25 protein-coding genes are annotated in these 24690 nt (G+C 60.6%); 8 read left to right on the top strand and 17 right to left on the bottom strand.

The window, feature by feature from the left end:
• Window positions 1-56 precede the first annotated feature (56 nt).
• Together BLS57_RS17785 and BLS57_RS17780 are read right to left on the bottom strand one after the other, a co-directional pair.
• The gene (locus BLS57_RS17785; RefSeq protein ID WP_093744000.1) at window positions 57-470 is read right to left on the bottom strand and encodes a DUF4864 domain-containing protein; all 414 of its coding nucleotides are present in this window, start codon (window positions 468-470) and stop codon (window positions 57-59) included.
• A 60-nt stretch (window positions 471-530) separates the two neighbouring features.
• On the bottom strand, window positions 531-2111 hold the full coding sequence (locus BLS57_RS17780; protein ID WP_093743999.1) for a lysine--tRNA ligase: 1581 nt from the start codon (window positions 2109-2111) through the stop codon (window positions 531-533).
• A 124-nt stretch (window positions 2112-2235) separates the two neighbouring features.
• Between BLS57_RS17780 and BLS57_RS17775 the strand changes: the two genes are divergently transcribed.
• Window positions 2236-2658, top strand: coding sequence for a tellurite resistance TerB family protein (locus BLS57_RS17775; protein ID WP_093743998.1), 423 nt, complete (start codon window positions 2236-2238; stop codon window positions 2656-2658).
• A 2-nt stretch (window positions 2659-2660) separates the two neighbouring features.
• On the opposite strand, the gene dacB is transcribed toward BLS57_RS17775, so the two are convergent.
• The gene (gene dacB, locus BLS57_RS17770; RefSeq protein WP_167356464.1) at window positions 2661-4259 is read right to left on the bottom strand and encodes a D-alanyl-D-alanine carboxypeptidase/D-alanyl-D-alanine endopeptidase; all 1599 of its coding nucleotides are present in this window, start codon (window positions 4257-4259) and stop codon (window positions 2661-2663) included.
• 100 nt (window positions 4260-4359) lie between these two features.
• On the opposite strand from dacB, the gene BLS57_RS17765 reads away from it, so the two are divergent.
• Window positions 4360-5193 (top strand): DMT family transporter, encoded by an 834-nt coding sequence (locus tag BLS57_RS17765; protein WP_093743996.1) that lies wholly within the window; start codon window positions 4360-4362, stop codon window positions 5191-5193.
• On the opposite strand, the gene BLS57_RS17760 is transcribed toward BLS57_RS17765, so the two are convergent.
• The 3 genes from BLS57_RS17760 to BLS57_RS17750 form a co-directional block, all read right to left on the bottom strand.
• A complete protein-coding gene (locus BLS57_RS17760) occupies window positions 5185-5778 on the bottom strand; it encodes a nicotinate-nucleotide adenylyltransferase (protein ID WP_093743995.1) in 594 nt (197 codons plus the stop codon). The genes BLS57_RS17765 and BLS57_RS17760 overlap by 9 nt on opposite strands.
• An 82-nt stretch (window positions 5779-5860) precedes the next feature.
• A complete protein-coding gene (locus tag BLS57_RS17755; RefSeq protein WP_093743994.1) occupies window positions 5861-7408 on the bottom strand; it encodes an alanine/glycine:cation symporter family protein in 1548 nt (515 codons plus the stop codon).
• Window positions 7409-7419: 11 nt separating this feature from the next.
• Window positions 7420-7857 (bottom strand): universal stress protein, encoded by a 438-nt coding sequence (locus BLS57_RS17750; RefSeq protein ID WP_093743993.1) that lies wholly within the window; start codon window positions 7855-7857, stop codon window positions 7420-7422.
• A gap of 341 nt (window positions 7858-8198) precedes the next feature.
• Between BLS57_RS17750 and ettA the strand changes: the two genes are divergently transcribed.
• On the top strand, window positions 8199-9854 hold the full coding sequence (gene ettA, locus BLS57_RS17745; protein ID WP_093743992.1) for an energy-dependent translational throttle protein EttA: 1656 nt from the start codon (window positions 8199-8201) through the stop codon (window positions 9852-9854).
• A gap of 286 nt (window positions 9855-10140) precedes the next feature.
• Here the strand turns inward: ettA and BLS57_RS17740 are convergent, their stop codons facing one another.
• Window positions 10141-11115, bottom strand: coding sequence for a response regulator (locus tag BLS57_RS17740; RefSeq protein ID WP_093743991.1), 975 nt, complete (start codon window positions 11113-11115; stop codon window positions 10141-10143).
• A 372-nt stretch (window positions 11116-11487) separates the two neighbouring features.
• Between BLS57_RS17740 and BLS57_RS17735 the strand changes: the two genes are divergently transcribed.
• Both BLS57_RS17735 and BLS57_RS17730 read left to right on the top strand, forming a co-directional pair.
• Window positions 11488-11694, top strand: coding sequence for a cold-shock protein (locus BLS57_RS17735; protein WP_007117950.1), 207 nt, complete (start codon window positions 11488-11490; stop codon window positions 11692-11694).
• Window positions 11695-11840: 146 nt separating this feature from the next.
• Window positions 11841-12392 (top strand): L,D-transpeptidase, encoded by a 552-nt coding sequence (locus BLS57_RS17730; RefSeq protein WP_093744030.1) that lies wholly within the window; start codon window positions 11841-11843, stop codon window positions 12390-12392.
• Window positions 12393-12483: 91 nt separating this feature from the next.
• Here BLS57_RS17730 and BLS57_RS17725 read toward each other — a convergent pair whose 3' ends face one another.
• The 7 genes from BLS57_RS17725 to BLS57_RS17695 form a co-directional block, all read right to left on the bottom strand.
• Window positions 12484-12900, bottom strand: coding sequence for a VOC family protein (locus BLS57_RS17725; protein ID WP_093743990.1), 417 nt, complete (start codon window positions 12898-12900; stop codon window positions 12484-12486).
• 85 nt (window positions 12901-12985) lie between these two features.
• Window positions 12986-13966 (bottom strand): ABC transporter substrate-binding protein, encoded by a 981-nt coding sequence (locus BLS57_RS17720; protein WP_093743989.1) that lies wholly within the window; start codon window positions 13964-13966, stop codon window positions 12986-12988.
• A 28-nt stretch (window positions 13967-13994) separates the two neighbouring features.
• Window positions 13995-14834: an ABC transporter permease gene (locus BLS57_RS17715; protein ID WP_093743988.1), complete on the bottom strand. Its 840-nt coding sequence runs from the start codon at window positions 14832-14834 to the stop codon at window positions 13995-13997.
• Window positions 14831-15694: an ABC transporter permease gene (locus BLS57_RS17710; protein WP_208597602.1), complete on the bottom strand. Its 864-nt coding sequence runs from the start codon at window positions 15692-15694 to the stop codon at window positions 14831-14833. Before BLS57_RS17710 ends, BLS57_RS17715 begins: the two co-directional genes overlap by 4 nt.
• On the bottom strand, window positions 15694-16479 hold the full coding sequence (locus tag BLS57_RS17705; RefSeq protein ID WP_093743986.1) for an ABC transporter ATP-binding protein: 786 nt from the start codon (window positions 16477-16479) through the stop codon (window positions 15694-15696). The genes BLS57_RS17710 and BLS57_RS17705 overlap by 1 nt, the downstream gene beginning before the upstream one ends.
• Window positions 16480-16553: 74 nt before the next feature.
• Window positions 16554-18014, bottom strand: a complete 1461-nt coding sequence (gene hydA, locus BLS57_RS17700; RefSeq protein ID WP_093743985.1) for a dihydropyrimidinase — start codon at window positions 18012-18014, stop codon at window positions 16554-16556.
• A gap of 75 nt (window positions 18015-18089) precedes the next feature.
• Window positions 18090-19340 carry a Zn-dependent hydrolase gene (locus BLS57_RS17695; RefSeq protein WP_093743984.1) on the bottom strand — a complete coding sequence of 417 codons (1251 nt, stop codon included), beginning with the start codon at window positions 19338-19340 and terminating at the stop codon, window positions 18090-18092.
• 165 nt (window positions 19341-19505) lie between these two features.
• Here BLS57_RS17695 and BLS57_RS17690 point away from each other — a divergent pair, with 165 nt between their 5' ends.
• On the top strand, window positions 19506-20147 hold the full coding sequence (locus BLS57_RS17690; RefSeq protein WP_093743983.1) for a TetR family transcriptional regulator C-terminal domain-containing protein: 642 nt from the start codon (window positions 19506-19508) through the stop codon (window positions 20145-20147).
• Between the two features lie 102 nt (window positions 20148-20249).
• Complete coding sequence (locus tag BLS57_RS17685; protein WP_093743982.1) at window positions 20250-20744, top strand: hypothetical protein; 495 nt, start codon at window positions 20250-20252, stop codon at window positions 20742-20744.
• Window positions 20745-20767: 23 nt separating this feature from the next.
• On the opposite strand, the gene preA is transcribed toward BLS57_RS17685, so the two are convergent.
• Window positions 20768-22087: an NAD-dependent dihydropyrimidine dehydrogenase subunit PreA gene (gene preA / locus BLS57_RS17680; RefSeq protein ID WP_093743981.1), complete on the bottom strand. Its 1320-nt coding sequence runs from the start codon at window positions 22085-22087 to the stop codon at window positions 20768-20770.
• A gap of 25 nt (window positions 22088-22112) precedes the next feature.
• Window positions 22113-23444 carry an NAD(P)-dependent oxidoreductase gene (locus BLS57_RS17675; RefSeq protein ID WP_093743980.1) on the bottom strand — a complete coding sequence of 444 codons (1332 nt, stop codon included), beginning with the start codon at window positions 23442-23444 and terminating at the stop codon, window positions 22113-22115.
• Between the two features lie 330 nt (window positions 23445-23774).
• Between BLS57_RS17675 and BLS57_RS17670 the strand changes: the two genes are divergently transcribed.
• Window positions 23775-23981, top strand: coding sequence for a cold-shock protein (locus BLS57_RS17670; protein ID WP_067623368.1), 207 nt, complete (start codon window positions 23775-23777; stop codon window positions 23979-23981).
• Window positions 23982-24030: 49 nt separating this feature from the next.
• On the opposite strand, the gene BLS57_RS17665 is transcribed toward BLS57_RS17670, so the two are convergent.
• Window positions 24031-24690 carry an arylesterase gene (locus tag BLS57_RS17665; protein WP_093743979.1) on the bottom strand — a complete coding sequence of 220 codons (660 nt, stop codon included), beginning with the start codon at window positions 24688-24690 and terminating at the stop codon, window positions 24031-24033.

Genomic DNA, 24690 nt, shown 5'->3' with positions numbered 1-24690 from the left:
TCAATGATGTGTTAAACGGGGCTGATACGACCGTGCGCTAGAGCCGCAACAATGGCTCAGACACTCATCCCCGGCGCATCGAGAATCTGCACCGCCCCAATGCGCCACCCATCCGCAGTCTGCTGCATCAGATAGGCGAGCAAATGCGTAAACCCGCCCGCGTCCGTGATCTGCACCACCTGAAAAATGTCCGAGCCCTTTCCGCGCCGGTCCAGAAACTGCACCTCGGCGGGGTTTTGGACCATCGGGTAGCCGCTGGTCACCATCTGGCGAAAGTTCTCGGGAGTCTGAAAGAACCGCTGCAACTGCGGCGTGGCGAACTCAAGCGCGCCCGCAAAATCATCAGCCCGGAAAGCGTCGAATTGCCCGGTGATTGTCGCTTCGATCTCAGCCTGCTGCGCGGCTGCGCCAAAGCTCAGGAGGGCCGATAGAACCAGCCCTCCGAGAAATGTCAGGATCATCTGTCGCATGTCTTTCCCCTCCGCCCGTGTTGACTTGATCTAAGTCACGCGCGGCGAAGGGCAAAAGTTTCACGCCGTGGTCAGCTTGCCCGCCAGCGCATCGTCGATCAGCGCCACGGTCTCATCCACGCCGTAAAGCGCGATGAACCCGCCAAAGCGCGGCCCTTGGCTGGCGCCCAGCAGCACTTCGTAAAGCGCCGTGAACCAGTCGCGCAGCGGATCGAACCGCTCTTTGCCGACCGCAAAGACCATGCTCTGCAGCGCTTCGGCGTCCAAGCCACCGTCCCAAACCTTGAGCCGGTCGCGCAGGTCTTCCAGCGCCTCGCGTTCCAACTCAGATGGCGCACGGAACACCTTCTGCGGTTTCACGAAGTCGTTGAAATAGCGCACCGCATGGCCCGCCGCCTGATCCATGCCCGGGTTGGTCTCGGGCGTGGCTTCGGGCGCATAGCGCTGGATAAAGCCCCACAATTGTGACTTGTCCTCGGCGCTCGACACGCTCGCGAGGTTCAGCAGCATCGAGAACGGCACCACCATATCCGACTTCGGCACATCGCCGCCGTGGATATGCCAGACCGGATTGTTCAGCCGCCCCTTCGCATCCTGCGTCTCATAGGCCCGCAACTGCTGGTGATACTCATCCACCGCCTTGGGGATCACATCGAAATGCATCCGCTTGGCCGTCTTGGGCTTGAGGTACATGAAGTACGACAGGCTCTCGGTGCTGGCATAGGTCAGCCATTGATCAATCGAAATGCCGTTGCCGCTGGATTTCGAAATCTTCTGGCCGTTTTCGTCCAAGAACAACTCATAGCTGAAATGCTCCGGCTTCTTGCCGCCCAAAATCTCGCAAATCCGGTCGTAGATCGCCGTATTGGTGGCGTGCTCCTTGCCGTACATCTCAAAATCAACATCCAACGCGGCCCAGCGGGCGCCAAAGTCAGGCTTCCACTGCAGCTTCACATTGCCGCCGGTGACCGGCAGCGTCATCTCGTTGCCGTCTTCATCGTCAAAGGTGATCGTACCGTCCTTGGCGTTGACCTCCTTCATCGGCACATACATCACGCGGCCCGTTTCGGGGTGGATTGGCAAGAAGATCGAATAGGTCTGCGCGCGCTCTTCGCGCAACGACTTCAGCATCACCGCCATGATCTCATCGTATTTCTCACATGCGCGCAGCAGCACTTCGTCAAACTGGCCCGAACGGTAGAACTCACGCGCCGAGTAGAACTCATACTCAAACCCAAAGGTATCGAGGAAGCGGCGCAGCATGGCGTTGTTGTGATGGCCAAAGCTTTCATGTGTGCCAAAAGGATCGGGCACGCTCGTCAGTGGCCGGTGCATATGCTCAGCCAGCATCTCTTGCTGCGGCACATTGCCCGGCACTTTGCGCATGCCGTCGAGATCGTCCGAAAAGCACACCAGCTTGGTGGGAATGTCGCTGATTTCCTCAAAGGCGCGCTTGATCATCGTGGTGCGCAGCACCTCGCCAAAGGTGCCGATATGCGGCAGACCGGAGGGGCCGTAGCCCGTCTCAAACAACACAAACCCCTTCTCGGGCGGCTTCTTTGAATAACGTTTGAGCACCCGGCGCGCTTCTTCAAAGGGCCATGCTTTGCTGCTGAGTGCCGCGTCTCGGGTCTCGGACATGTTAAATCATCCATATTTTGCTGCCCCCCGCACCCTATGCGCGGCAGGTCGCCTGTACCTATTGCGTCACCGGGGGCGGGTCAATATTCTGCGCTGCAACATACCTGTTCAAAGGATTCCGCCCATGGCCGACACTTCCTCCCTCTCGCTCAGCGCACAAGACAGTCTTGTCGCGCTGATGGTAGCGATTTCGGCCTCGGATGAGGACATCCGCACCGCCGAACTGGTCAAGATCGAAAGCGCGCTGAACCTGCTGCCGGTCTTTTCGGGCTATGACAATGACCGCGTGGCCACCATCAGCAAAACGGTCTTTGACCTCTTTGAGCAAGAAGACGGGCTCGACGCCCTCTTTGGCCTGATCCGCAATGCCCTGCCCGAGCGGCTGAACGAAACCGCCTATGCGCTGGCCTGCGACGTGGCGGCGGCAGATGGCAAGCTGCGCGAGGCCGAGTTGCGTTTGCTGGAAGAAATCCGCTACGAGCTCAACATCGACCGGCTGCACGCCGCCGCGATCGAGCGCGGCGCGCGGGCGCGGCATCTCACCTGACGTTAGGACTCTTCGGTAACCGCTTCGACTTCAGGCTCTGCATCCGCAGCGGGTTCCTCATCGGGCGTTGGCGCCGCCTCAGGCTCCGACGCCTCCTCTTCCGGCGCTACTTTTGCGTTATAGAGCAGCCCCCAGCGTTCCAGCAGACCGCGCTGCACCCGTTTCGCCCGCGCGTTCCATGACCGCGCGCCGGGGGGGCGCTCCCGCTCGGCGCGGCTGATCTTGGCCCGTTCGTCTTGGTTCGCGGTCAAAATGGCAAAAGCCAGCACCCGGTCCTCAGGCGTGGTTAGGAAACCCGCGAGCGCCGAGACAAAGTTCAATGTCCCGGTCTTTGCATCGATCTCAATCGGGTTGTCCTGCTCCGGACGCCCCCTGTCATCACGTAGATACACGGGCTTCAACAGCGGCCGCAGACCCGTCCCATGAATGCGCGCCAGCCCGCCCGCCATGTCATGCACGGTCATTTTGCTGTCATCGCCCAACCCGGAGTGGTCCACCATTGCAGGGTTTTCCATGCCAAGCTCTTCGACGGCCCATTTGTTCATCTCAGCCGCCGAGGCGCGCAGGCTCTCAACCTTCCCCAACCGCTTAACACTGGCGGCCATACCGACCATTTCAGCCGTCAGGTTGGTGGAATACTTCAGCATATCCTTCAGGATCACCCGCAGATCACTGCTGCGGTGCGAGGCGAGCACTTCGCCCTCCGGCACGCTCTCAGCCAGTTCCGCTTCGCCAAGTTTGATGCCATGGCTGCGCGCGATGGTGGTAAAGATATCCCCCGCATAGGGCCCGGGCCGCCGCACCGGCAACCAACGCGACCCGCCTTTGCCAAGGGCGCCTTTCGCCACAGTCCAGACATCACGGCCCGACTGGTTCTCATAGGTGTAGACCGGCCCCCGGCGGTCCACGACCTCCATTGAGGCGATCCGTACCGCAGGCGCATAACGCGCCGCGCGGCCTTCCATTGTCACATCATAGCCGTTGCTGCCGCGCTTCCATTCGAAATGCACACGGTTGTAATTCAGCGCCAACCCGGACACGCCGGGATTATAGCCCACGTGGTCCGGCTGTTCCGGATCGATCGCGCGGGTGGCGGGCAAGGCGCCTTCATAGACCTTGAACTTGCCCTTAACCCCGATAATGCCTGCTTCTTTCAGCTCTTCGGCCATTTGCCCCAAATGATCGCTGTCAAGGGTTGGATCGCCGCCGCCGACAAGGATCAGATCGCCCTGCACCTCGCCTTCAACCACGCCACCTGTCGCGACCAATTTGGTTTCGAACACATGGTCCGGGCCCAACAAGTCCAGCGCATAAAGCGCCGTGATCGCCTTGATGCTGCTCGCAGGCGGGATGCCGTCGTTGGAGTTTGAAGCCTCCAGCCAAGTCCCGCTCTCCACATCGACCACGGCAAAGGCGACCTCGCCGGTGATCCCGCTGTCGGCAATGATCTCGGATACATTCGGAATGGCCTGCTTATACAGGTCCGCATCGCGCCCGACGGGGCGCAACGACGTGGTGGGGGGCTCTGCCCAAGCGGAAACCGCCGCCATCGCTGCGGCGGCTGTTCCAAGGAAAAATCGGCGTGCAAATCTCTGGCTCATAAGCCTGATATAAACCGCAAGCAGCGTTCGGCCACAACCAGTGAGACGACAGGCCGCCATTCGCGGTTGCACAAATCCGCCGACCTGCTAACCCGCTGCAATGCAACGCGCCATTCCCATCATGTTCATCGCCATGTCGCTTATTCCGGCGGGCGACAGCGCGGGCAAGATCCTCACGGGTGGCTTAGGCGTGGCCCCGGTCTTTGTTGCGTGGTCCCGATTTGCGATTGGCGCGCTTTTGGTGCTGCCTTTCTTGCCGCGGGGCACATGGGCACTGATGCGCGACAAACGGCTCTGGCTGCGCGCCGCAACGCTGGCGGCGGGGATCACCTGCATCCAGACCGCGCTGCAGACCGAAGCTATCGCCAATGTCTTTGCGGCCTTCTTCATCGGGCCGATGTTCAGCTATCTTCTAGCCGCTTTGCTCCTGCGCGAGCGCATCACGCTCCTGCGCAGCGCGCTGATCATGGCGGGGTTCATCGGTGTGCTTTTGGTCGTCCGTCCCGGGATGGGCGGCACGTCCGGCGGCCCCGGCCTGTTGTTCGCTGTGGCGGCAGGTCTGTTCTATGGCGTTTTCCTAACCATGTCGCGCTGGCTCTCTGACGTTGCCGCCCCGCTGGCACTAACCTTTACCCAACTGGCGATGAGCGCCGTGATGCTCCTGCCCCTGGGGCTGCTAAACCTGCCCCCCGCAACGCTGGAGGTCGCGGGGCTGGCGAGCCTCAGCGCGCTCTTCTCAATGCTCGGCAACCTGCTGCTGCTCTATGCCTACCGCCGAGCGCCCGCCACGCGCCTTGCGCCGCTGGTCTATTTCCAACTAATCGCCGCGGTGCTGCTGGGGCTATTCCTGTTCAACACTCTGCCCGATACGCTCACTTGGGCCGGGCTGGCGGTGATTATCACTGCAGGCATTACCTCGGCCCGACTACGCTGAACGCCAGCCCCCGGCGGCACGTAGAGCTGTGGACGAAACATCTACCATCGGCACATTCACAAAACACCACGCGGGCGCTGCGGCATGGGCCAGCAACTGGCTATTCCTCCCCGCGATCCGGTAGGGCGCATAAAGCCTCGCTGCCCGGCTCATCCGCGCCGAGATGCGCTGACCCGGGCGGGCCAGAACGCCGACCGGCACCGTTTGCATGATCTGTTGCCAGTCCTGCCACAAATGAAACTGCGCAAGGTTGTCGGCCCCCATCAGCCAGACAAAGCGCACGCCTGGATAGGTCTGCCGCAGCGCGGACAGCGTCTCAGCCGTGTAGCGCGTGCCAAGCTGCGCCTCGATGTCGGTGATCTCAACGCGGCGATCATCAATCACCGACAGCGCGCGCTCTATCCGCGCCTGCATCGGGGCGGGACCGCGTTCTTTCAACGGGTTGCCGGGGCTAAGCAGCCACCACACCCGATCCAGCCCGAACCGCTTCAACGCCTCACGGGTGATATGCGCGTGGCCCTCATGCGCCGGGTCAAAGGACCCGCCAAGCAGGCCGATGACTTGGCCCTTGGTGGCGAATGGCATGGTATTGCGAAACAAAATGGCCCCCGATCATGGATCAGGGGCCAAAGGAGGGGCTTCGCAGCCCTTTGTCAATGCGAGGCGCTTACTTGTGCTTCACGATCTCGCCCGAGCGCAGCCGTGCAACATAGCTGTTCAACTCGCGTTTCACGATCGGCATCAGGAAGTAGAGCGCGATGATGTTCACGATCGCCATCGAGAAGAGCATGGCATCCGAGAAGTCGATCACCGGACCAAGGCTCGCCGCCGCGCCGATCACGATGAAGAGGCAGAAGATAATCTTGAAGACCAACTCCTTCATCGCTCCTTCGCCGAACAGATAGGTCCAAGCCTTCAGCCCGTAGTAGGACCAGCTGATCATCGTCGAGAAGGCAAAGAGCACCACCGCAACCATCAGCAGAACCGGGAACCAAGAGAAGGCCCGCGCATAGGCCGCCGAGGTCAGGGCGACACCGCTGACTTCACCTTCGGTCGCGATCCGGCCCGCTTCGGCGTTCCAGATATAAAGCCCGGTTTCCGGGTCTTGGTTCAGCACGCCACTGATCACGATGACCAAAGCGGTCATGGTGCAGATCACCACCGTGTCGATGAAGGGCTCCAACAGGGCGACATAGCCCTCGGTCACAGGCTCTTTGGTGCGCACCGCCGAGTGAGCGATGGCCGCCGAGCCAATGCCCGCTTCGTTGGAGAAGGCCGCCCGGCGGAAACCTTGGATCAGCGCCCCGGTAAAGCCGCCGACAACGCCCAGACCGGTGAAGGCGCCCATGAAGATTTGACCAAAGGCCCAACCGATCATGTCCCAGTTGATGATCAGGATCAGGATCGAGACCAGCACATAAAAGACACCCATGAAGGGCACGATCTTTTCGGTCACCCGCGCGATAGACTTGAGACCGCCCGCGATCACCGCAAAGGTCACACCAGCAAGAATGACACCCGTGATCCAACCCGGATAGTCGCCCAACACACCTGCAAGCTGCGCATGTGCCTGATTGGCTTGGAACATATTGCCGCCGCCAAGCGCGCCCAGAATGGTGAAGATCGAGAACAGCACCGCCATGAAACCACCCAGCGGCAAGCCGCGCTCGGCAAAGCCTTTGACGATGTAATACATCGGCCCGCCCGAGACATGGCCGTCGGGGAATTCATTGCGGTATTTCACGCCGAGCGTACATTCGGTGAATTTGGTCGCCATGCCAAAGAGACCCGCCACAACCATCCAGAATGTCGCCCCCGGCCCGCCAATGCTGACCGCTACCGCAACGCCCGCGATGTTGCCCAGACCCACGGTGCCCGAGAGCGCCGTCGCCAGCGCCTGAAAGTGGCTGACCTCGCCCGCGTCATTGGGGTCGGAGTAATCGCCGCGCACCAGTTGGATAGAGTGCCAGAAACCCTTGAGCTGAATGGCCCCGAAATAGACGGTGAAAACCACCGCGCCGACGACCAGCCACAGCGCGATCCATGAAAAATTCGTGCCCGGCAGCGGGGCGAAGATGAAAGAGACATACCAGCCGGTGTAATCAGCAAAAATCTGGTTGATACGTTCGTCAAAGCCCACAGCCTCCTGTGCCGCGGCAAGCCCCGGCAGCAAGGACGCGCAGGCGGCCATAAATACAGTAAACAGCTTGTTCATCGCTTTTCCTTTCAGGGGATGATCGTAACAGGCACACTGGAGCCCGCGACCAACCGGCCCGTAACCCCGCCAAAGAGCCGCTTCAGCCCGCGTTCGCCGACCCGGCCAACCACGATCTGATGCGCGCCGCGCTTCTTGGCGACCTCTTCGAGGATGTCCGCCGCGTCGCCGTGGCGCACAATGCCTTCGACCTCGATCCCTTGCGCCTGTACGTCGGACACCGCCGGATCGAGCACGACCTCATGGGCACGTTGCAGCTCTTCCTCGCGGCGCTTGTGACGCTGCTCGTTTTCTTCCTTAGTTTGAAAGGTAAAGGGCGACCATTCGATCACATAGCAGACCGTAATGGAGCATTCTCCGATCTGCTTGGCCTGTGACTGCGCAAAGGACAGCGCACGCGCGCCAGCCTCCGACCCGTCCAGACCCACAACAATTGTGGCTTTTGACATGAGTATTTCCCTGTTGTTGCACCGAAGGTGCGCCCACCCAACTTGATGCGACCCACTCCCGGCCATCTTTCGCAGCACCGCCCGGACGTTGCCGGAACAGCGCAGCTAATCGCAATCTTAACGCGAAAATTGCGGAAAAGTCGACTGAATATCAATGCAATGCCATGCGGATGGCCTGCATGGGCCTTGTAAATCCGTCGAAACGCCCGTGCAGCACTTTTCCCGCATAAGCGCTCTCGGCGCCTTGGACGCCACGAACCCCAGCGACAGAGTGTTTGATCTTGGCCTGTCCGGGCGATATGGCACATCAAACCCCAAATCGCGTTTCGAGGATTCTCCAAATGGCTGCCTATCAATACGTCTATCACATGTCCGGCGTCTCCAAGACCTACCCCGGGGGCAAGAAGACATTCGAAAACATCCACCTGAACTTCCTGCCCGGCGTGAAGATCGGTGTCGTCGGCGTCAACGGCGCGGGTAAATCCACCCTGCTCAAGATCATGGCCGGGCTCGACAAGGATTACACCGGCGAAGCATGGGCCGCTGAGGGCGCCAAAGTCGGCTACCTGCCGCAGGAGCCCAAGCTCGACCCGACCAAGACCGTGCGCGAAAACGTCATGGAAGGCGTGGCCGAGAAGAAGGCCATTCTGGACCGCTACAACGAACTGGCGATGAACTACTCGGACGAGACCGCCGAGGAGATGGCCAAGCTGCAAGACGACATCGACGCACAGGACCTCTGGGACCTCGACAGCCAGATTGACGTGTCGATGGAAGCCCTGCGCTGCCCGCCCGATGACGCGATGCCGGAAAACCTCTCGGGCGGTGAAGCGCGCCGGGTGGCGCTGTGCAAACTGCTGCTCGAAGCGCCCGACATGCTGCTGCTTGACGAACCTACCAACCACCTCGACGCCGAGACCATCGCTTGGCTGCAACAGCACCTGATCGAGTACAAAGGCACGATCCTGACGGTCACCCACGACCGCTACTTCCTTGATGACATCACAAGCTGGATTCTCGAGTTGGACCGCGGCCGCGGCATCCCCTACGAGGGCAACTACTCCGATTGGCTGGAGCAGAAAGCCAAGCGTCTGAGCCAAGAAGCTCGCGAAGACAAATCCAAGCAAAAGACGCTGGAGCGCGAACTTGAATGGATGCGCCAAGGTGCGAAAGCGCGTCAGGCGAAATCCAAAGCCCGTATCGCGGCCTATAACGAGATGGCGGAGACCTCGGAGCGCGAAAAGCTTTCCCGCGCCCAGATCGTCATCCCCAACGGCCCGCGTCTAGGCAACAAGGTGATCGAAGTGTCGGGCCTGAAGAAGCACATGGGTGACAAGCAGTTGATCGACGGGCTCGACTTCTCCCTGCCGCCCGGCGGCATCGTCGGCGTGATCGGCCCCAACGGTGCGGGTAAGTCCACGCTGTTCAAGATGCTCACCGGACATGAGAAGCCGGATGAAGGTACCATCGAATATGGTGACACGGTTGAGCTCTCTTATGTCGACCAGTCGCGCGACGATCTGAACCACGACGACACCGTCTGGCAGGCGATCACCGGCGGGGCCGAGATCATCAAGCTAGGGGACGCCGAAGTGAACTCCCGTGCCTATTGCTCGTCGTTCAACTTCAAAGGCGGCGACCAACAGAAGAAGGTCGGCCTGCTGTCGGGTGGTGAACGCAACCGGGTGCATATGGCGCGGCTGCTGAAAGAAGGCGGCAACGTGCTGCTGCTCGATGAACCGACCAACGATCTGGACGTTGAAACCCTGCGGGCGCTCGAAGACGCGCTCGTCGATTTCGCAGGCTGCGCCGTGGTCATCTCGCACGACCGCTTCTTCCTCGACCGGATTTGTACGCATATCATGGCGTTCGAAGGCGAAGCGCATGTGGAATGGTTCGAAGGCAACTTCGAGGACTACGAAGAGGACAAGAAGCGCCGTCTTGGTGCGGATGCGCTGGAGCCGAAGCGTCTGAAGCACAAGAAGTTCGCGCGGTAAGAGTTCTAGGATTAATTTGCGAAAAAGGCGCCGAGCTTTCGGCGCCTTTTTTATGCGCTCCATCGCAACCGCCCGCCCGGTGGCACAGCGGGCATCGCCCTCCCTCCCCCCGGAGGGCGATTTTGCAACGTCACAACAGCTTGCGAAGCCCGCGTTTTTCGCAGCCCCCTGCCAAACAGCCCCGTAGCGGGTCGCCCCCCAGGGAGGGCGCTGCCCTCATCGCATGCCTGCAACGCAAAAACCCGCCCGCGATGCGGACGGGACTAATCGTTAAAAGACGACGCCCTCAGCGTTCGTCGTCAATCGCCGTTTCCAGCTGGGCAAAGAGGTTGTCCTCATCATGCCGTGCCAAACCATGCAGCGGATCCCAGCTTTCCAGATGCTCACGCAGCTTGTTGCTGGCCGACAGACCCGACCACAAGCGCTGGTCCGACACCGAAGACACCCGCAACGTAGGCGCAAGAGCGTTGTTCATCCCCTGCCCGTCCCAGTGCTTCTCCAGATGCTCATGCATCCGCTCGGCCATTGTCTCGGTATTCAACCGCGCACGGCTCAACACCACACCGACGAAACGACCGCTGCCCGCATAGGCGAGGTGAAACCGCATGCCCTGCAAGGATTGAACCGACGCGGCGGCGACCTGCTCCATCTGACGACGGAATGCGGGCGCTTTGACCGCGCGGTAAATACCCCGCGCGCCTTCGACGGCGACCGAAAAGAGGTTCATCGAAAAGCAACCGCTCGGCAAGCGCAGCAGGTGGTTTTCCAGCGCCAGAAAGTCGCTGCAACCTTCGATATCAAGATCAAAACCCTCGTCAAAACGGATCTTCATCATCTGGGTCAACTCGGCCAGCGTATGCTGCGCCTCGCGTTCGCGCAGCAGAGATGCGTTAAGCATGCTCGCCGAATTGATCCGCGCGCTAAGCTCTACCCCGTCGAGCGGCTTGCAGAGGAAATCAGTCGCTCCCGCATCAAAGGCACGCTGCATCATCGCAGGTTCTTTGCTGGCAGTGATCATGATGATCGGCGCCGCACGGTAAAAGGGCACGTCCCGGATCGTCTCACAGAGGCTGATACCGCTGATGCCGGGCAGCATGATGTCGAGCAGAAAGGAGTCGAAAGGCTCTTTCGCATCCTGCAAGATCTCGAGCGCTTCCTCGGAGCTTTCTGCACAGACCAGTTCGTAATTGTCATTCTCAGTCAGGCATCCGGTTAGAAGGTCGAGGATGACCGGATCGTCATCGACAGCAAGGATACGCATTACATTCATTCTCCACATGGGGCGCTGGCAGGCGCATTGGGGCTTTTATGTAATGGACCACTCAGGCCGGGCAGTAATGCGACGGGTTTTAGACAATCTTTAGACGCGCCCACCGCGCGCGGCGCCTGTAAAAATAGCGGTTTACGACAGATCATGGCAGGAAGTTGCCGAAAGAGAGCGCCGAACACCCTGAAAAGGCGGACCAAAATCGATCCCTCTTGAACGAATCCCCCCGTAATGCGATATAGGGCGTGCAGACGTTATCTTTTTCGACCCACTGTCTCCCTCATACGGCGCTCAGTCTATCGATCCAGACCAACAACGCCGGGCCATCGCACTCAAGCGGATGGCATGAAAATGGAGACTACGGATATGGCCACTGGCACCGTAAAATGGTTCAACACAACTAAAGGCTTCGGCTTTATCGCACCCGATGGCGGCAGCAAAGACGTCTTCGTTCACATTTCCGCTGTTGAGCGCGCTGGCCTGACCGGTCTGGCCGACAACCAGAAAGTGACCTTCGACATCGAAGCTGGCCGTGACGGCCGCGAATCCGCGACAAACATCGCGCTGGCCTAATGGCCGGGGGCCCCGGCCCTGATTTGAGAATTCAAGCGGCCCGCCAGCAACGGCGGGTCGTTTTTTTATGTGCCGTCTTGTCAAACTGCGTCCCCGTGGCAAAATGACGGCCTATTCGCCCAAGCTATTCCCAGATGGAGCCTGCCATGCGCCGCCGTACCTTTCTTACCAGTACCCTTGCCGCCGCCACCCTGCCCTTGATGGCCCAAGCCCGCACCGCGGCCTATGACCCGACCCCGCAGGTCGTGCCGGTCAAAGGGCAATATACCCCGGGGCAACTGCTGATTCTGCCGCGCAGCCACTACCTTTACTTCGTGACCGCCCCCGGCCAAGCAATGCGCTACGGTGTCGGCGTCGGCAAAGCGGGGCTTGAGTTCACCGGCACCGCGACCATCGACGTGAAAAAGGAATGGCCCACATGGCGCCCGACCAACGAGATGATCGAGCGCGAGCCGCAGGCCTATAAGCGTTTCATCGGCAATACCGACGCCCAGCCCGGCGGCCCGGGCAACCCCCTTGGCGCGCGGGCGCTGTACCTCTTCCAAAACGGGCGGGACACCTATTTCCGCATCCATGGCACCACGCAGCCCAACTCCATTGGACGCTCGGTGTCGAACGGCTGCATCCGGATGTTGAACGAGCATGTGATCGACCTCTACCAACGTGTGCCGATTGGCACCAAGGTCACCGTGCTCTGACGCGAAGGAGACCACGTATTATCGCAAAAGGCCGGGCAGTTTGCCCGGCCTTTTCTATGACAGCCGTATGAGCTGAATTCAGAACGGCATCCTAGTCATCCCGCCCCGGCTCATCGGGGTTGCTAGAGAACAAAGCGATCTTATTCCCCTGAGGGTCGCGCAGATAGCCCACGTAGAAGCGCGGCCCGTAAGCTGCCCGAAACCCCGGCTGGCCTTCATCCACCCCACCCGCGGCAAGGGCCGCCGCATGCAAGTCCCGCACCTGCTCTTGGCTGCGGGCTTCAAAAGCAACCATCGTGCCATTCCCGGCTGACGCTGGCTGACCGTCAAAAGTGGGCTTCACATAGAAATCAGGTGACATCGCAACTTGCCCCGGCGCCACAGGCAGAACGTAGCTTAATCCCTCCGGCCCTTCGGAAAGCGTATAGTCCAGCGCAGGCAGAAACGCCGCGTAAAACCGCTTCGCGCGAGCCAGATCATCTGCGCCGACTGTGACATAGGCGATCATACGTTACCTCCCAGAGCTTTCCCGCGTAGAACGGCAAAGGGCCAGCGCATTGGCCGGCCCTTCCCCTATTTAGAAGCACAGCGTTTTACTGAAGCGCTTTGTCGGTAATGTCATGCGTCCAAGCGCCTTCCGGCTCCTTGGTGATCATGCCACCTTCCATGGTGATCGCGGCGCTGCGGTCAAAGGCCGCCTCGTCCAACCGCCCGTCACTGCCCTTGGTCAGCTTGGCAATCTCGCCCATCATCCGGGTCTGGTGCTTTTCGGTCTGCGCGCCGGTCTGGTCGTTTTCCAGCACGATCTCGGCGGCTTCCTCGACATTCTCCTCAGCGTATTTCCAGCCTTTCATGGAGGCCCGCACAAAACGCGCCAGCTTGTCGACCATCTCAGGATCTTCGAGGTTCTCTTCCGTGGTATAAAGACCATCTTCCAGCGTAGAGATGCCTTCGTCTTCATACTTGAAGACCACCAGATCTTCGGGCGTCAGACCCGCGTCAATGACCTGCCAATATTCATTGTAGGTCATGGTCGTGGCGCATTCGACCTGCTTTTGCAGCAGCGGGTCAACATTGAAGTTGATCTTCTGGATGGTCACGCCACCCTCGGAGCCGTCGGTGGCATAGCCCAGCTTGCCCATCCAGCTCATCAGCGGAATTTCATTGCCGAAGAACCATGTGCCGAGCGTGTTGCCGGGGAAGTCCTCGGGGCTTTCAATGCCATGCTCTTTGAGGCAGGTCAGCATCAGGCCCGATTTGGCAAAGGGCTGTGCGATGTTCACAATCGGCGCGCCCTTTTCCCGCGCGGCCAGTGCCGAGGGCAGCCAGTCGACCATGACATCAGCCCCACCGCCAAGCAGCACCTGCACCGGCGCAATGTCCGGCCCGCCCGGCTTGATCGTGACGTCGAGACCTTCTTCTTCGTAAAAGCCTTTGTCCTTCGCCACGTAGTAACCGGCAAACTGCGCCTGCGTCACCCATTTGAGCTGCAAGGTCAGGTCATCGGCGGCCTGCGCCATGCTGCCCCAAAGGCCCAAGGCGGCCCCGGCGGCGATCTTCGTGATATTCTTCATTGTTTTCTCCCAGTTGGTTGGTCGTTTTTTATGTGCGTTGGCTAGGGTGCCAAAAGGTCACCCGTCCTTCGATGAGGGCCATGATACCATAGAACGCCGATCCGGCTATCGCCGCCACAACAATCTCGGCCCAGACCAGATCAAGCGCAAGCTGTCCGACCGAGGTGGAGATGCGGAAGCCCATGCCAAGCACCGGAGAGCCGAAGAATTCAGCAACGATGGCGCCAATCAGGGCAAGCGTGGTGCCGATCTTGAGCCCGTTAAAGACAAAGGGCATTGCCGCAGGCAGGCGCAGCTTCAACAGCGTCCGCCAATAGCCCGCCGCATAGGTGCGCATCAGGTCGCGCTGCATGGCGTCACTGGCCTGCAACCCCTGTACTGTGTTCACCAGCATCGGGAAAAACACCATGACCACGACAATCGCCGCCTTGCTCTGCCAGCCAAAGCCGAACCACATCACCATGATCGGCGCCATCCCGATGATCGGCAGCGCGGCGACAAAGTTGCCCACCGGCAGCAGCCCGCGTTGCAGAAACGGAAAACGGTCAATCGCCAGCGCGATGACAAAGGCCGCCCCGCAGCCGATGATATAGCCACTCAGCGCGCCCTTGATGACGGTCTGCACGAAGTCGATCCACAGAATGTCCAACGAGGTCGCAAAACGTGCCGCAATGACCGAGGGCGCGGGCAGCAACACCTGATTGATGTCAAAGCCGCGCACCACCCCTTCCCAAACCGCGATTAGCGTCAGGCCAAAGACGATGGGCGAGGCCAGCGAGGCCCAGCCAGAGGGCTTTTGCCGCGCCAGCCAGATGTTGACCGAGAGCCCCAAAAGCCAGGCGGCAATTGCAAAAAGAACCCAGATCATTGTGCCATCCCCATTCGTTTCAGGGTGACGCGCTGGACCAATCCGATCAGCCCCACCATAACCGCCGCCAAGGCGGCCGCCATGATCAACGCGCTCCAGATTTGCACGGTCTGACCGTAATAGCTGCCCGCGAGCAGTCGCGCCCCCAAGCCAGCCACAGCCCCTGTCGGCATCTCACCCACAATGGCTCCAACCAGCGACGCCGCGACGCCAACCTTCAGAGAGGTAAAGAAATAGGGCATCGAAGACGGCAGCCGCAGTTTCCAAAAGGTCTGCATCCCACTCGCATGCCATGTCCGCATCTGATCGAGCTGCATCTGATCCGGGCTGCGCAGCCCTTTGACCATGCCGACAACCACCGGGAAGAAGGACAGATACATGCTGATGATCGCTTTCGGCAGCAGACCCGAAAGCCCCACGGCATTCAACACCACGATGATCATCGGCGCGATGGCGAGGATCGGAATGGTCTGACTGGCGATCACCCAAGGCATCACGCTCATGTCCATCGTGCGGTTGAACACGATCCCCACCGCCAAAAGCGTGCCAAGCGCGGTGCCCATGACAAACCCAAGAAAAGTCGCGCTGAAGGTGACCCATGTGTGATAGACCAGCGAGCGTTTCGAGGTCACCTTCTTCATCACCGTGGTTTCCCACAACTCGGCCCCCACCTGATGCGGGGCGGGCAGTTTGGGTTTCTCCTGCGACCATGTATCGGCCACAAGTTCCGAGAAGGTCAGCGTCTTATCCGCCCGCGCCGCCACATCCCGCGCCCATTGCGCGTTGAGAGCGATCGCCGCGCCGTACCAGACAAGGATCAGCAGGCCCACGACCGTGAGAATGGGAATGATGTTACGCATCAATCGTCCCCATGCCCGGCCCGCAGACCTTCCCGCACGCGGTGCGCGATTTCCAAGAACTCCGGCGTTTCGCGGATTTCCAGGGGCCGCTCGCGCGGCAGCGGGCTTTCGATCACATCGGTGATGCGGCCCGGTCGCGGGCTCATCACCACGATTTTGGTCGAGAGATACACCGCCTCGGGGATCGAGTGGGTGACAAAAGCGATGGTCTTTTCCGTCCGCGCCCAGAGCTTCAAAAGCTGCTCATTCAGGTGGTCGCGCACGATCTCGTCAAGCGCGCCAAAAGGCTCGTCCATCAGCAGAATATCCGCATCAAACGACAGTGCTCGCGCAATCGACGCCCGTTGCTGCATGCCGCCTGAAAGCTGCCACGGAAACTTCTTCTCGAACCCCGAAAGCTCCACCAGATCAAGCACCCGCTTGACCCGCTCGGCCTGTTCCGCCTTCGGAATGCCCATGATCTCCAAGGGCAGCCGGATGTTGCCGCCAATGGTCCGCCACGGATACAGCCCCGCGGCCTGAAACACATAGCCATAAGCCCGCGCGCGGCGGGCCTCCTCGGGGCTGACCCCGTTGATGGTGACCTCCCCGCCGGTGGGCTGCTCAAGGTCGGCCATGACCCGCAGAAAGGTCGTCTTGCCACAGCCCGAGGGGCCGATGAAGCTGACAAAATCGCCCTTGTTGATCTCAAGGTTCACGTCTTTCAACGCATGGATCGGTCCGTCATTGGTCTGAAAAGTCAGATCCAGATTCCGGGCGCTGATCACGCTCTGGTTTTCTTGCACTAATTTTACTTCCCTGTTGGTCGGCCGCTTTTGGCGCGGCACTTTACCTGAGTGTTAAGGCGGGTCTACGTCGCTTAGATCCCAGCCGGAATGTTCAGCGGATCGCGTTTGATCATCTTGGGGCTGTTTAGCTCTTTCCACTTGCTCAGCGCCACATTGGCACTGGGGAAGGCTGGCCGCGGCACAAAGCGCCCACGTCCCGGCTGCGGTTGGCTGTTCTGCCCCCAGGCCCAGATCACCTCGCCCCGGCTGAGGGTATAGCGGCTCTGCGCCTTGACCTCAAAACCCTCAAAGACGTTGTAATCAAGGATTGAATGATGGTTCGCCGTGCTGATCGCCTTGGTGATCTTCGGGTCCCAAACCACGATGTCGGCGTCCGCCCCCTCAACAATCGCCCCCTTCTGCGGGTAGATGTTGAGGATCTTGGCAATATTGGTCGAGGTCGCGGCGACAAACTCATTCGGCGTCAAACGCCCGGTCTCGACGCCTTCGGTCCAAAGCACGGCCAGACGTTCCTCCAGCCCGTTCGAGCCATTGGGAATGATCCGGAAATCATCGCGCCCTGCCCGCTTTTGCTCGGTGCTAAAGGCCGCATGGTCCGTAGCCACCACTTGCAAGCTGCCGGCCTGCAATCCGGCCCAGAGGCTGTCCTGATGGTCCTTCGAGCGGAACGGCGGCGACATCACGCGGCGGGCCGCGTGGTCCCAATCTTTGTTGAAATACTCGCTCTCGTCCAACGTCAGGAATTGGATCAGCGGCTCGCCGTAAACCCGCATGCCCTTCTGCCGCGCCCGGCGGATCGCCTCATGGGTCTGCTCGCAAGAGACATGCACGATATAAAGTGGCACGCCCGCGGTATCGGCAATGGTGATCGCCCGGTTCGCCGCCTCGCCTTCAAGCTCTGGCGGACGCGAATAGGCGTGCCCCTCCGGCCCGGTGATGCCCTGATCGAAATACTTCTGCTGCAACTCGGCCACCAAATCGCCGTTCTCAGCATGCACCATCGGCAATGCGCCCAACTCGGCACAGCGCTTGAAGGAGGCGAACATCTCATCGTCCTCGATCATCAACGCGCCCTTATAGGCCATGAAGTGCTTAAAGCTGTTCACCCCCATGTCGACGGCGTCTTTCATCTCATTAAAGACGTTTTCGTCCCAGCCGGTGACCGCCATATGATAGCCGATATCGCTGCAAATCTGCGGCGCCGATTTGCGGTGCCATTCATGGATCGCGTTCTTGATCGACCCATCCGCACCCGGCAGACAGAAATCCACCACCATCGTGGTGCCCCCACAAGCAGCCGCCCAAGTGCCGGTCTCGAAGGTCTCCGCCGCCGTGGTCCCCATGAAAGGCATCTCAAGGTGCGTATGCGGATCGATCCCGCCGGGGATCACATAGGCGCCTTCCGCATCAATATATTCATCGCCCTTCAGATCCTCGCCAATCTGCTTGATCTTCTCCCCTTCGATCAACACATCTGCTTTCCACGTCCGGTCTGCCGTGCAGACCATGCCGCCCTTAATTACCTTACTCATCTTTCACTCCCCATTCTCTTTTTGGCCAAAAATACTTCGGGGGTCCGGGGGCTGGCCCCCGAACCACGCCCGATTTCAGCCCTCGATTTCCGCGGTCTCCAAGACCGCATGCAGCAGCACGTCGGCCCCGGCCTTGGCCCAGTCCTTGGTGATCTCTTCCGCCTCATTATGGCTCAAACCATCAACGCAAGGGCACATCACCATCGCCGTCGGCGCCACGCGGTTGATCCAACAAGCATCATGCCCCGCGCCGGAAATCAGGTTCATATGGCTGTAGCCCAGACGTTCGGCCGCATTGCGCACCGCGGTCACGCAGCCCTCGTCAAAGGCCACCGGATCAAAGCCGCCGACCTTCTCAAACTCGATGCCCAACTCCATGTCATCAGCGATCTTCTGGCCTTCAACGCGCAGCCGCGCCTCCATATCCTCGATCACTGCCAGATCAGGCGAGCGGAAATCGACGGTAAAGACGACCTTGCCCGGGATCACATTGCGCGAGTTCGGATAAACATCGATATGCCCCGCCGCCCCCACCGCATGCGGCTTATGGCTCCACGCGATCTCGCTCACCTTATCGAGCACCCGCGCCATACCGAGGCCCGCATCGCGGCGCATCGGCATGGGGGTCGAGCCGGTGTGGCTGTCCTTGCCGGTGATCGTCACCTGCGTCCAGCTCAGCCCTTGGCCATGGGTGACCACGCCGATGTCCTTGCCCTCGGCCTCCAAAATCGGGCCCTGTTCGATGTGCAATTCGAAGAAAGCATGCATCTTGCGCGCACCGACTTCCTCGTCACCCTTCCAGCCAATCCGCTCCAACTCATCGCCAAAACTTTTGCCCTCGGCATCGGTCTTGGCATAGGCCCAGTCTTGGGTGTGGATGCCAGCAAAAACCCCCGACGACAGCATCGCGGGGGCAAAACGGGTGCCTTCTTCATTGGTGAAGTTGGTCACGACAATCGGGTGTTTGGTCTTGATCCCGAGATCATTCATCGTGCGCAGAATTTCTAACCCGCCGAGCACGCCCAAAACCCCGTCGTATTTCCCGCCCGTGGGCTGCGTGTCGAGGTGGGAGCCGACATAGACTGGCAGCGCTTCGGGGTCCGTGCCCTCGCGCCGGGCAAACATATTGCCCATCTGGTCGAGGCCCATCGTGCAGCCCGCGTCTTCGCACCACCTCTGGAACAGCGCGCGGCCTTCGGCATCTTCATCGGTCAGGGTCTGACGGTTGTTGCCGCCCGCCACCCCGGGGCCGATCTTGGCCATTTCCATCAAGGAATCCCACAGACGGTCGGGATCAATCTTGAGGTTCTCTCCGGGCGCGGGCATAGGTCACTCCTCTGTCATTCTATCGCGGCTTTTGCCGTGTTGTTTTTTTACCATTTGGTAAATCCACGATTGCGATTAGGGTATGGTCTGTCAAGAACTGGTTTGAAACAACCCGCCCCCGATCCGCCAAACGCCTTTTTTCGCAGCACAACTAGGAACGCCGCCTTGCCTGACAGCCCTGCTAAAAAGCCCAGCCGCATTCAGCAACGCAACCGCCGGGTGATTCTGGATGCCGCGCTCGAAGTCTTCTCCAAACATGGCTACCGCGGCGCGACGCTGGACCAGATCGCGGCCGAGGCGGGGCTGAGCAAGCCGAACATTCTCTATTACTTCGAGGGCAAAGAGGACATTCACGTCACCTTGCTGTCGCAGCTTATGGACACATGGCTCGACCCGCTGGTCGCGCTGGACCCCGATGGCGACCCGCGACGCGAAATACTTGATTACGTTGACAGAAAACTGACAATGGCGGGCGAACTGCCCCGTGAAAGCCGGCTTTTTGCCAATGAGATCCTGCAGGGTGCGCCGCGCATATCGCCGGAGTTGCACAGCCATCTGAAGCCCCTGTTCGACGAAAAATGCGCCGTCATCGCAGGCTGGGTGGAGGCGGGCAAACTGCCCCCGCTGGACCCGCAGCATCTGCTGTTTTCGATCTGGGCGACCACGCAGCACTACGCGGATTTTGAAGCGCAGGCGCAGGTGTTGCTTGGTGCGGAAACCAACCCCCAGCCCCGCGCTGCCGCGCATCTTCGGGCAATGTTTGGCGCGCTATTGGCGCAACCAAGCGGCGCGGCCAGCGTCCATTAACCACCATCCCACAATCCGGGCGCCGTTTACGTTCCGTTAGCACTCTGGGCGCAGATTGAGCGCGGGTGAGGGCTCCTTTACGAACTGAAAGGGGCAGACGACATGAGTGCATTACTGCTGACCAATACATTTGCCGCGCAACAGACAGCGCAGGCACAGATTTCTGACGCATCGCCAAATCTAGGCGCGCCGGGCCAATCACGGGCAGAGACCGTTGGCACGGCAGCCGGGGCCGAAGCGGTCGCACCGGCACAGAGCGGGCGCGATGCCCGCGCATCGGGGCAGTCGACGTCCTATTCGGGCGCCGGGGGCGGAGCGGGAGGTGCGTCGGCACAGCAGCCCGCTTGGGCACGGCGCAGCCCGGATGCGACGCCGGGATCGGTGGTCGCGGCCCGTGCGGCAGCGCTTGAATCGGACCGTGTGGAACAGATGGCCCGCGATGCCGCGATTGCGGTGATCGACGCGCGCCGTGAGGTCGCTTTGATCGAAGGGGTATCGCAGCCTGCCGAGGTCATCGACATGGCCCAGCAGACCCGCGACATGGCGAACCAGATGCCAGACCCGCTGCCCACGGCCCCGGTGCTCAGGAAGAACTGACACCGGGGCGTGGATGCTTAGGCTTACTCTGCCGGTTCAACCGCAACCGCCTTGGCGGAGGGGTTGTTGGGGTGCGTGGTCCAGTTGGCATAGTCTGGCGTGACTGTCTTGCCGGTGCGCAGGTCGGTCGCGCCGGCGGCCAGCGGTTCCATTGAGATGCAGTCTTCGACCGGGCAGACGTTGACGCAGAGGTTACAAGCCACACATTCCTCGTCGATCACGGTGAAGGTGCGGTCCTCGGACATAGCGATCGCCTGGTGGCTGGTGTCTTCGCAAGCGGCAAAGCAGCGGCCACAGGAGATGCAGAGATCCTGATCGATCTTCGCCTTGGCGACATAGTTCAGGTTCAGCTGGTTCCAGTCGGTGACATTGGGCACCGCGCGGCCGACGATCTCATCGACCGAGGTCATGCCCTTCTCGTCCATATACTCCGACAGGCCCGAGATCATTTCCTGCACAACCTTGAAGCCATAGGTCATCGCCGCCGTACAGACCTGTACGTTGCCCGCGCCCAAGGCGAGGAACTCCGCCGCATCACGCCAAGTGGTGACGCCACCGATGCCGCTGATCGGCAGACCGTGCGTTTCGGGGTTGCGGGCAATCTCGGCCACCATATTGAGTGCGATGGGTTTCACCGCCGGGCCGCAATAGCCGCCATGGGTGCCTTTGCCGTCGATCATCGGCTCGGGCGAGAAGAGGTCCAGATCGACCGAAGTGATGGAGTTGATCGTGTTGATCAAGCTCACCGCATCCGCACCGCCACGTTTGGCGGCCTCGGCGGGGTAGAGCACATTGGTAATGTTCGGCGTCAACTTCACGATCACCGGCATGCGGGTGTACATCTTGCACCAGCGGGTGACCATTTCGATATATTCCGGCACCTGCCCCACGGCAGAGCCCATGCCGCGCTCGGCCATGCCATGCGGGCAGCCGAAGTTCAGCTCGATCCCGTCGGCACCAGTTTCCTCAACATGCGGCAGGATCGCTTTCCACGCTTCCTCCTCGCAAGGCACCATGATCGAGGCAATCAGCGCGCGATCCGGGTAGTCGCGCTTGACCGCTTTCATCTCGCGCAGGTTCACCTCCAGCGGGCGGTCGGTGATCAACTCGATGTTGTTGAGCCCCAGCAGTCGCCGGTCTGCGCCATAAATCGCACCGTAGCGCGGGCCGTTGACGTTGACCACCGGCGGCCCTTCCATGCCAAGGGTCTTCCAGACCACCCCGCCCCAGCCCGCCTCATAGGCGCGGCGCACGTTGTATTCCTTGTCCGTCGGCGGCGCAGAGGCCAGCCAGAACGGGTTGGGGGATTTGATCCCGATGAAATCGCTTCTCAGATCAGCCATGTTATGTCTCCCTCTCAGCGCGGCCTCAGCCCGCCGCCCCCATCAATGTCGTGTGAATGTCCATCGCCGCGTCGCGGCCCTCGGCCACAGCCGTCACGGTCAGATCGTCGCCGCCGCTGGCGCAATCGCCGCCGGCCCAGACCCGGTCAAGGCTTGTGCGTCCGGTGCCATCGACCTTGATCTTGCGGCCATCAAGCTCCGGCAGCCCCTCGCCCATCAGCGTCTGACCAATGGCTTTGAAGACCTGATCGGCCTGCAAGCGCAGCCTCTCGCCGGTGCCTTTCATGCCCTCATCGACATATTCAAACTCGATCTCGCGCACCGAGCCGTTGCCGTGCACGGCAATCGGCACCGCATGGGTCACGATCCGCACACCTTTGGAGGCCGCCAAATCCTGCTCAAACACGCTCGCATTCATCCGGTCCCGCCCGCGGCGATAGACCAGCGTCACGTTCAGCGCGCCCAGCAGTTTCGCCTGCACCGCGGCATCCACCGCCGTCATGCCGCCACCGATGACCACGACATCGCGGCCAATCGGCAGTTTCGACATGTCGCCAGTCTGGCGCAGTTCCGAGATGAAATCGACCGCATTGGCCACGCCCGCCTTGTCCTCGCCCTCGGCACCAAGCGCGTTGACCCCGACAAGACCCATGCCGAGGAAGACCGCGTCATAGTCGGTCTTCAATTCCTCAAGCGTGACATCCCGGCCCACGGCAACCTCATGGCGGAAGGAAATCCCGCCGATCTGCATCAGCCAATCGACCTCGGCCTGGGCAAAACCGTTGGGCGTTTTATAAGCCGCGATGCCGTATTCATTCAGCCCACCGGGCTTGGGCCGCGCGTCAATGATTTCGACGTCATGGCCCAGCATCGCCAGACGGTGCGCACAGGACAGACCCGCCGGACCCGCGCCAACGACAGCAATGCGCTTGCCCGTGGCTGCGGCTCGCTCAAAGGGATGTTTGCCCTGCTGCTGCAGATGATCGGTGGCATAGCGCTGCAACTGGCCGATCAGCACCGGCTTGCCCTCGGCCACCTCCCGCACGCAGACCTCTTCGCAAAGCGTCTCGGTCGGACAAACCCGCGCGCACATGCCGCCAAGGATGTTCTGGCTCAGAATCGTCTTGGCCGCCGCATCGGGCGTGCCGGTGGCGATCTGGCGGATGAAAAGCGGAATGTCGATGTCGGTGGGGCACGCCGTCATGCAGGGCGCGTCGTGGCAGAAATAGCAACGGTCCGCCGCGACCAGCGCCTCATGTTCATCCAAGGGCGGATGCAGGTCCGAAAACCCCTCGCCATAGGCCTGCGGCTCCAGCCGCCCCGGTACGATTCCCGGCTCAAAGACATCACGTGCCATATCAAAATTCCCTGTTGTTCTTTTGCTGTTTTGAAAATGCTCACACGGAATCATTTTTTTATCAACTGGTAAATTTTTCAAAATGTGCTCAATAAATCGCCCAACAGGCGCGGGGTTTTGTAACAAAGACATGAAATTTCATGCGCGTATCCCCGCCGGTTGCCCTGAGGGCAGGAAAAATTCTTGATTTTAGAATTAGAGATTCCAATATCGATTGTGCGACGCGAAGACTTTTCGACCCGGCTGCCCTAAGGCTCCAGCGATCACGAATTCGACCGAGCCAAGCTGCCGCATGTTGCGGGCAGATCAGACAAAGGGAGACAGCGGGTCATGGCTACTGGCACCGTAAAATGGTTCAACACGACAAAAGGCTACGGCTTCATCGCGCCGGATAGCGGCGGCAAGGACATTTTTGTTCACATTTCCGCCGTGGAACGCGCCGGGCTGACAGGCTTGGCCGACAATCAGAAGGTGACTTTTGATGTCGAAGCCGGCCGCGACGGCCGCGAAAGCGCGAGCAACATCGCGCTGGCCTGAACTGGGCACATCTTAGGTTTGAAACGGACGCTGCGGCGTCCGTTTTCGTTTAGCGTTCTTGGGCTTTCGCCTGTGCCGCCAATTCCGAGACCGAGGGGCCGATATCTTCAACGATCAATGCGACACCCTTGGCATTCGGATGGATGCCATCGCCTTGAAAATAGCGCTGTATCGTCTCGCTCCGCGCCGTGCTCATGCCCTCTTCCTCAGCCAGCAGACCGGTGAAGAAATCAGGGTAGAAGAGCGTCTCATATTGCTCGGCCAAGGTGGGATAGAGCCCTTCGAAGTCAGCCTTATAGCCTGCCCCGTAATTGCCCGGTGCGGACATGCCCACCAGCAGCACATCCACCTTAGCCTGCTCTGCCGCTGCCAAGATCCCGTCGATGTTGCCCCGCGCCTGCGCCGGGTCCAGCCCGCGCAGCATATCGTTGCCGCCCAGCGTCACGATCAGCGCGTCGACCTCGGGCGTCAGCGTCCAATCGACCCGCGCGAGACCGCCTGCTGTCGTGTCGCCCGAGACGCCCGCGTTTACGACCTTGGCCTCAACGCCTTCCGCGTCCAGCCACGCCTGCAACTGCGGCACGAACCCCTCTTCGGCGGGCAGCCCGTAGCCTTGGGTCAGGCTGTCGCCCAAAGCCGCGATCACCACCTCTTCAGCCTGTGCCGCGCTGCCTAAAATAAAGGCAAAACAGATCAATACCTTGCGCAT

It is taken from the genome of Sulfitobacter delicatus, assembly GCF_900102535.1.
GTDB classification, from domain to species: Bacteria; Pseudomonadota; Alphaproteobacteria; order Rhodobacterales; family Rhodobacteraceae; genus Sulfitobacter; species Sulfitobacter delicatus.
The sequence above is the reverse complement of the archived record's forward strand: the minus strand, read 5'-3'. Positions and strand labels throughout refer to the sequence as shown.

What these genes read in the sequence shown, in the direction of transcription:
- BLS57_RS17785 (WP_093744000.1), bottom strand. Translation starts at nt 470, where the DNA reads ATGCGACAGATGATCCTGACATTTCTCGGAGGGCTGGTTCTATCGGCC.
- BLS57_RS17780 (WP_093743999.1), bottom strand. Translation starts at nt 2,111, where the DNA reads ATGTCCGAGACCCGAGACGCGGCACTCAGCAGCAAAGCATGGCCCTTT.
- BLS57_RS17775 (WP_093743998.1), top strand. Translation starts at nt 2,236, where the DNA reads ATGGCCGACACTTCCTCCCTCTCGCTCAGCGCACAAGACAGTCTTGTC.
- dacB (WP_167356464.1), bottom strand. Translation starts at nt 4,259, where the DNA reads ATGAGCCAGAGATTTGCACGCCGATTTTTCCTTGGAACAGCCGCCGCA.
- BLS57_RS17765 (WP_093743996.1), top strand. Translation starts at nt 4,360, where the DNA reads ATGCAACGCGCCATTCCCATCATGTTCATCGCCATGTCGCTTATTCCG.
- BLS57_RS17760 (WP_093743995.1), bottom strand. Translation starts at nt 5,778, where the DNA reads ATGCCATTCGCCACCAAGGGCCAAGTCATCGGCCTGCTTGGCGGGTCC.
- BLS57_RS17755 (WP_093743994.1), bottom strand. Translation starts at nt 7,408, where the DNA reads ATGAACAAGCTGTTTACTGTATTTATGGCCGCCTGCGCGTCCTTGCTG.
- BLS57_RS17750 (WP_093743993.1), bottom strand. Translation starts at nt 7,857, where the DNA reads ATGTCAAAAGCCACAATTGTTGTGGGTCTGGACGGGTCGGAGGCTGGC.
- ettA (WP_093743992.1), top strand. Translation starts at nt 8,199, where the DNA reads ATGGCTGCCTATCAATACGTCTATCACATGTCCGGCGTCTCCAAGACC.
- BLS57_RS17740 (WP_093743991.1), bottom strand. Translation starts at nt 11,115, where the DNA reads ATGCGTATCCTTGCTGTCGATGACGATCCGGTCATCCTCGACCTTCTA.
- BLS57_RS17735 (WP_007117950.1), top strand. Translation starts at nt 11,488, where the DNA reads ATGGCCACTGGCACCGTAAAATGGTTCAACACAACTAAAGGCTTCGGC.
- BLS57_RS17730 (WP_093744030.1), top strand. Translation starts at nt 11,841, where the DNA reads ATGCGCCGCCGTACCTTTCTTACCAGTACCCTTGCCGCCGCCACCCTG.
- BLS57_RS17725 (WP_093743990.1), bottom strand. Translation starts at nt 12,900, where the DNA reads ATGATCGCCTATGTCACAGTCGGCGCAGATGATCTGGCTCGCGCGAAG.
- BLS57_RS17720 (WP_093743989.1), bottom strand. Translation starts at nt 13,966, where the DNA reads ATGAAGAATATCACGAAGATCGCCGCCGGGGCCGCCTTGGGCCTTTGG.
- BLS57_RS17715 (WP_093743988.1), bottom strand. Translation starts at nt 14,834, where the DNA reads ATGATCTGGGTTCTTTTTGCAATTGCCGCCTGGCTTTTGGGGCTCTCG.
- BLS57_RS17710 (WP_208597602.1), bottom strand. Translation starts at nt 15,694, where the DNA reads ATGCGTAACATCATTCCCATTCTCACGGTCGTGGGCCTGCTGATCCTT.
- hydA (WP_093743985.1), bottom strand. Translation starts at nt 18,014, where the DNA reads ATGAGTAAGGTAATTAAGGGCGGCATGGTCTGCACGGCAGACCGGACG.
- BLS57_RS17695 (WP_093743984.1), bottom strand. Translation starts at nt 19,340, where the DNA reads ATGCCCGCGCCCGGAGAGAACCTCAAGATTGATCCCGACCGTCTGTGG.
- BLS57_RS17685 (WP_093743982.1), top strand. Translation starts at nt 20,250, where the DNA reads ATGAGTGCATTACTGCTGACCAATACATTTGCCGCGCAACAGACAGCG.
- preA (WP_093743981.1), bottom strand. Translation starts at nt 22,087, where the DNA reads ATGGCTGATCTGAGAAGCGATTTCATCGGGATCAAATCCCCCAACCCG.
- BLS57_RS17675 (WP_093743980.1), bottom strand. Translation starts at nt 23,444, where the DNA reads ATGGCACGTGATGTCTTTGAGCCGGGAATCGTACCGGGGCGGCTGGAG.
- BLS57_RS17670 (WP_067623368.1), top strand. Translation starts at nt 23,775, where the DNA reads ATGGCTACTGGCACCGTAAAATGGTTCAACACGACAAAAGGCTACGGC.
- BLS57_RS17665 (WP_093743979.1), bottom strand. Translation starts at nt 24,690, where the DNA reads ATGCGCAAGGTATTGATCTGTTTTGCCTTTATTTTAGGCAGCGCGGCA.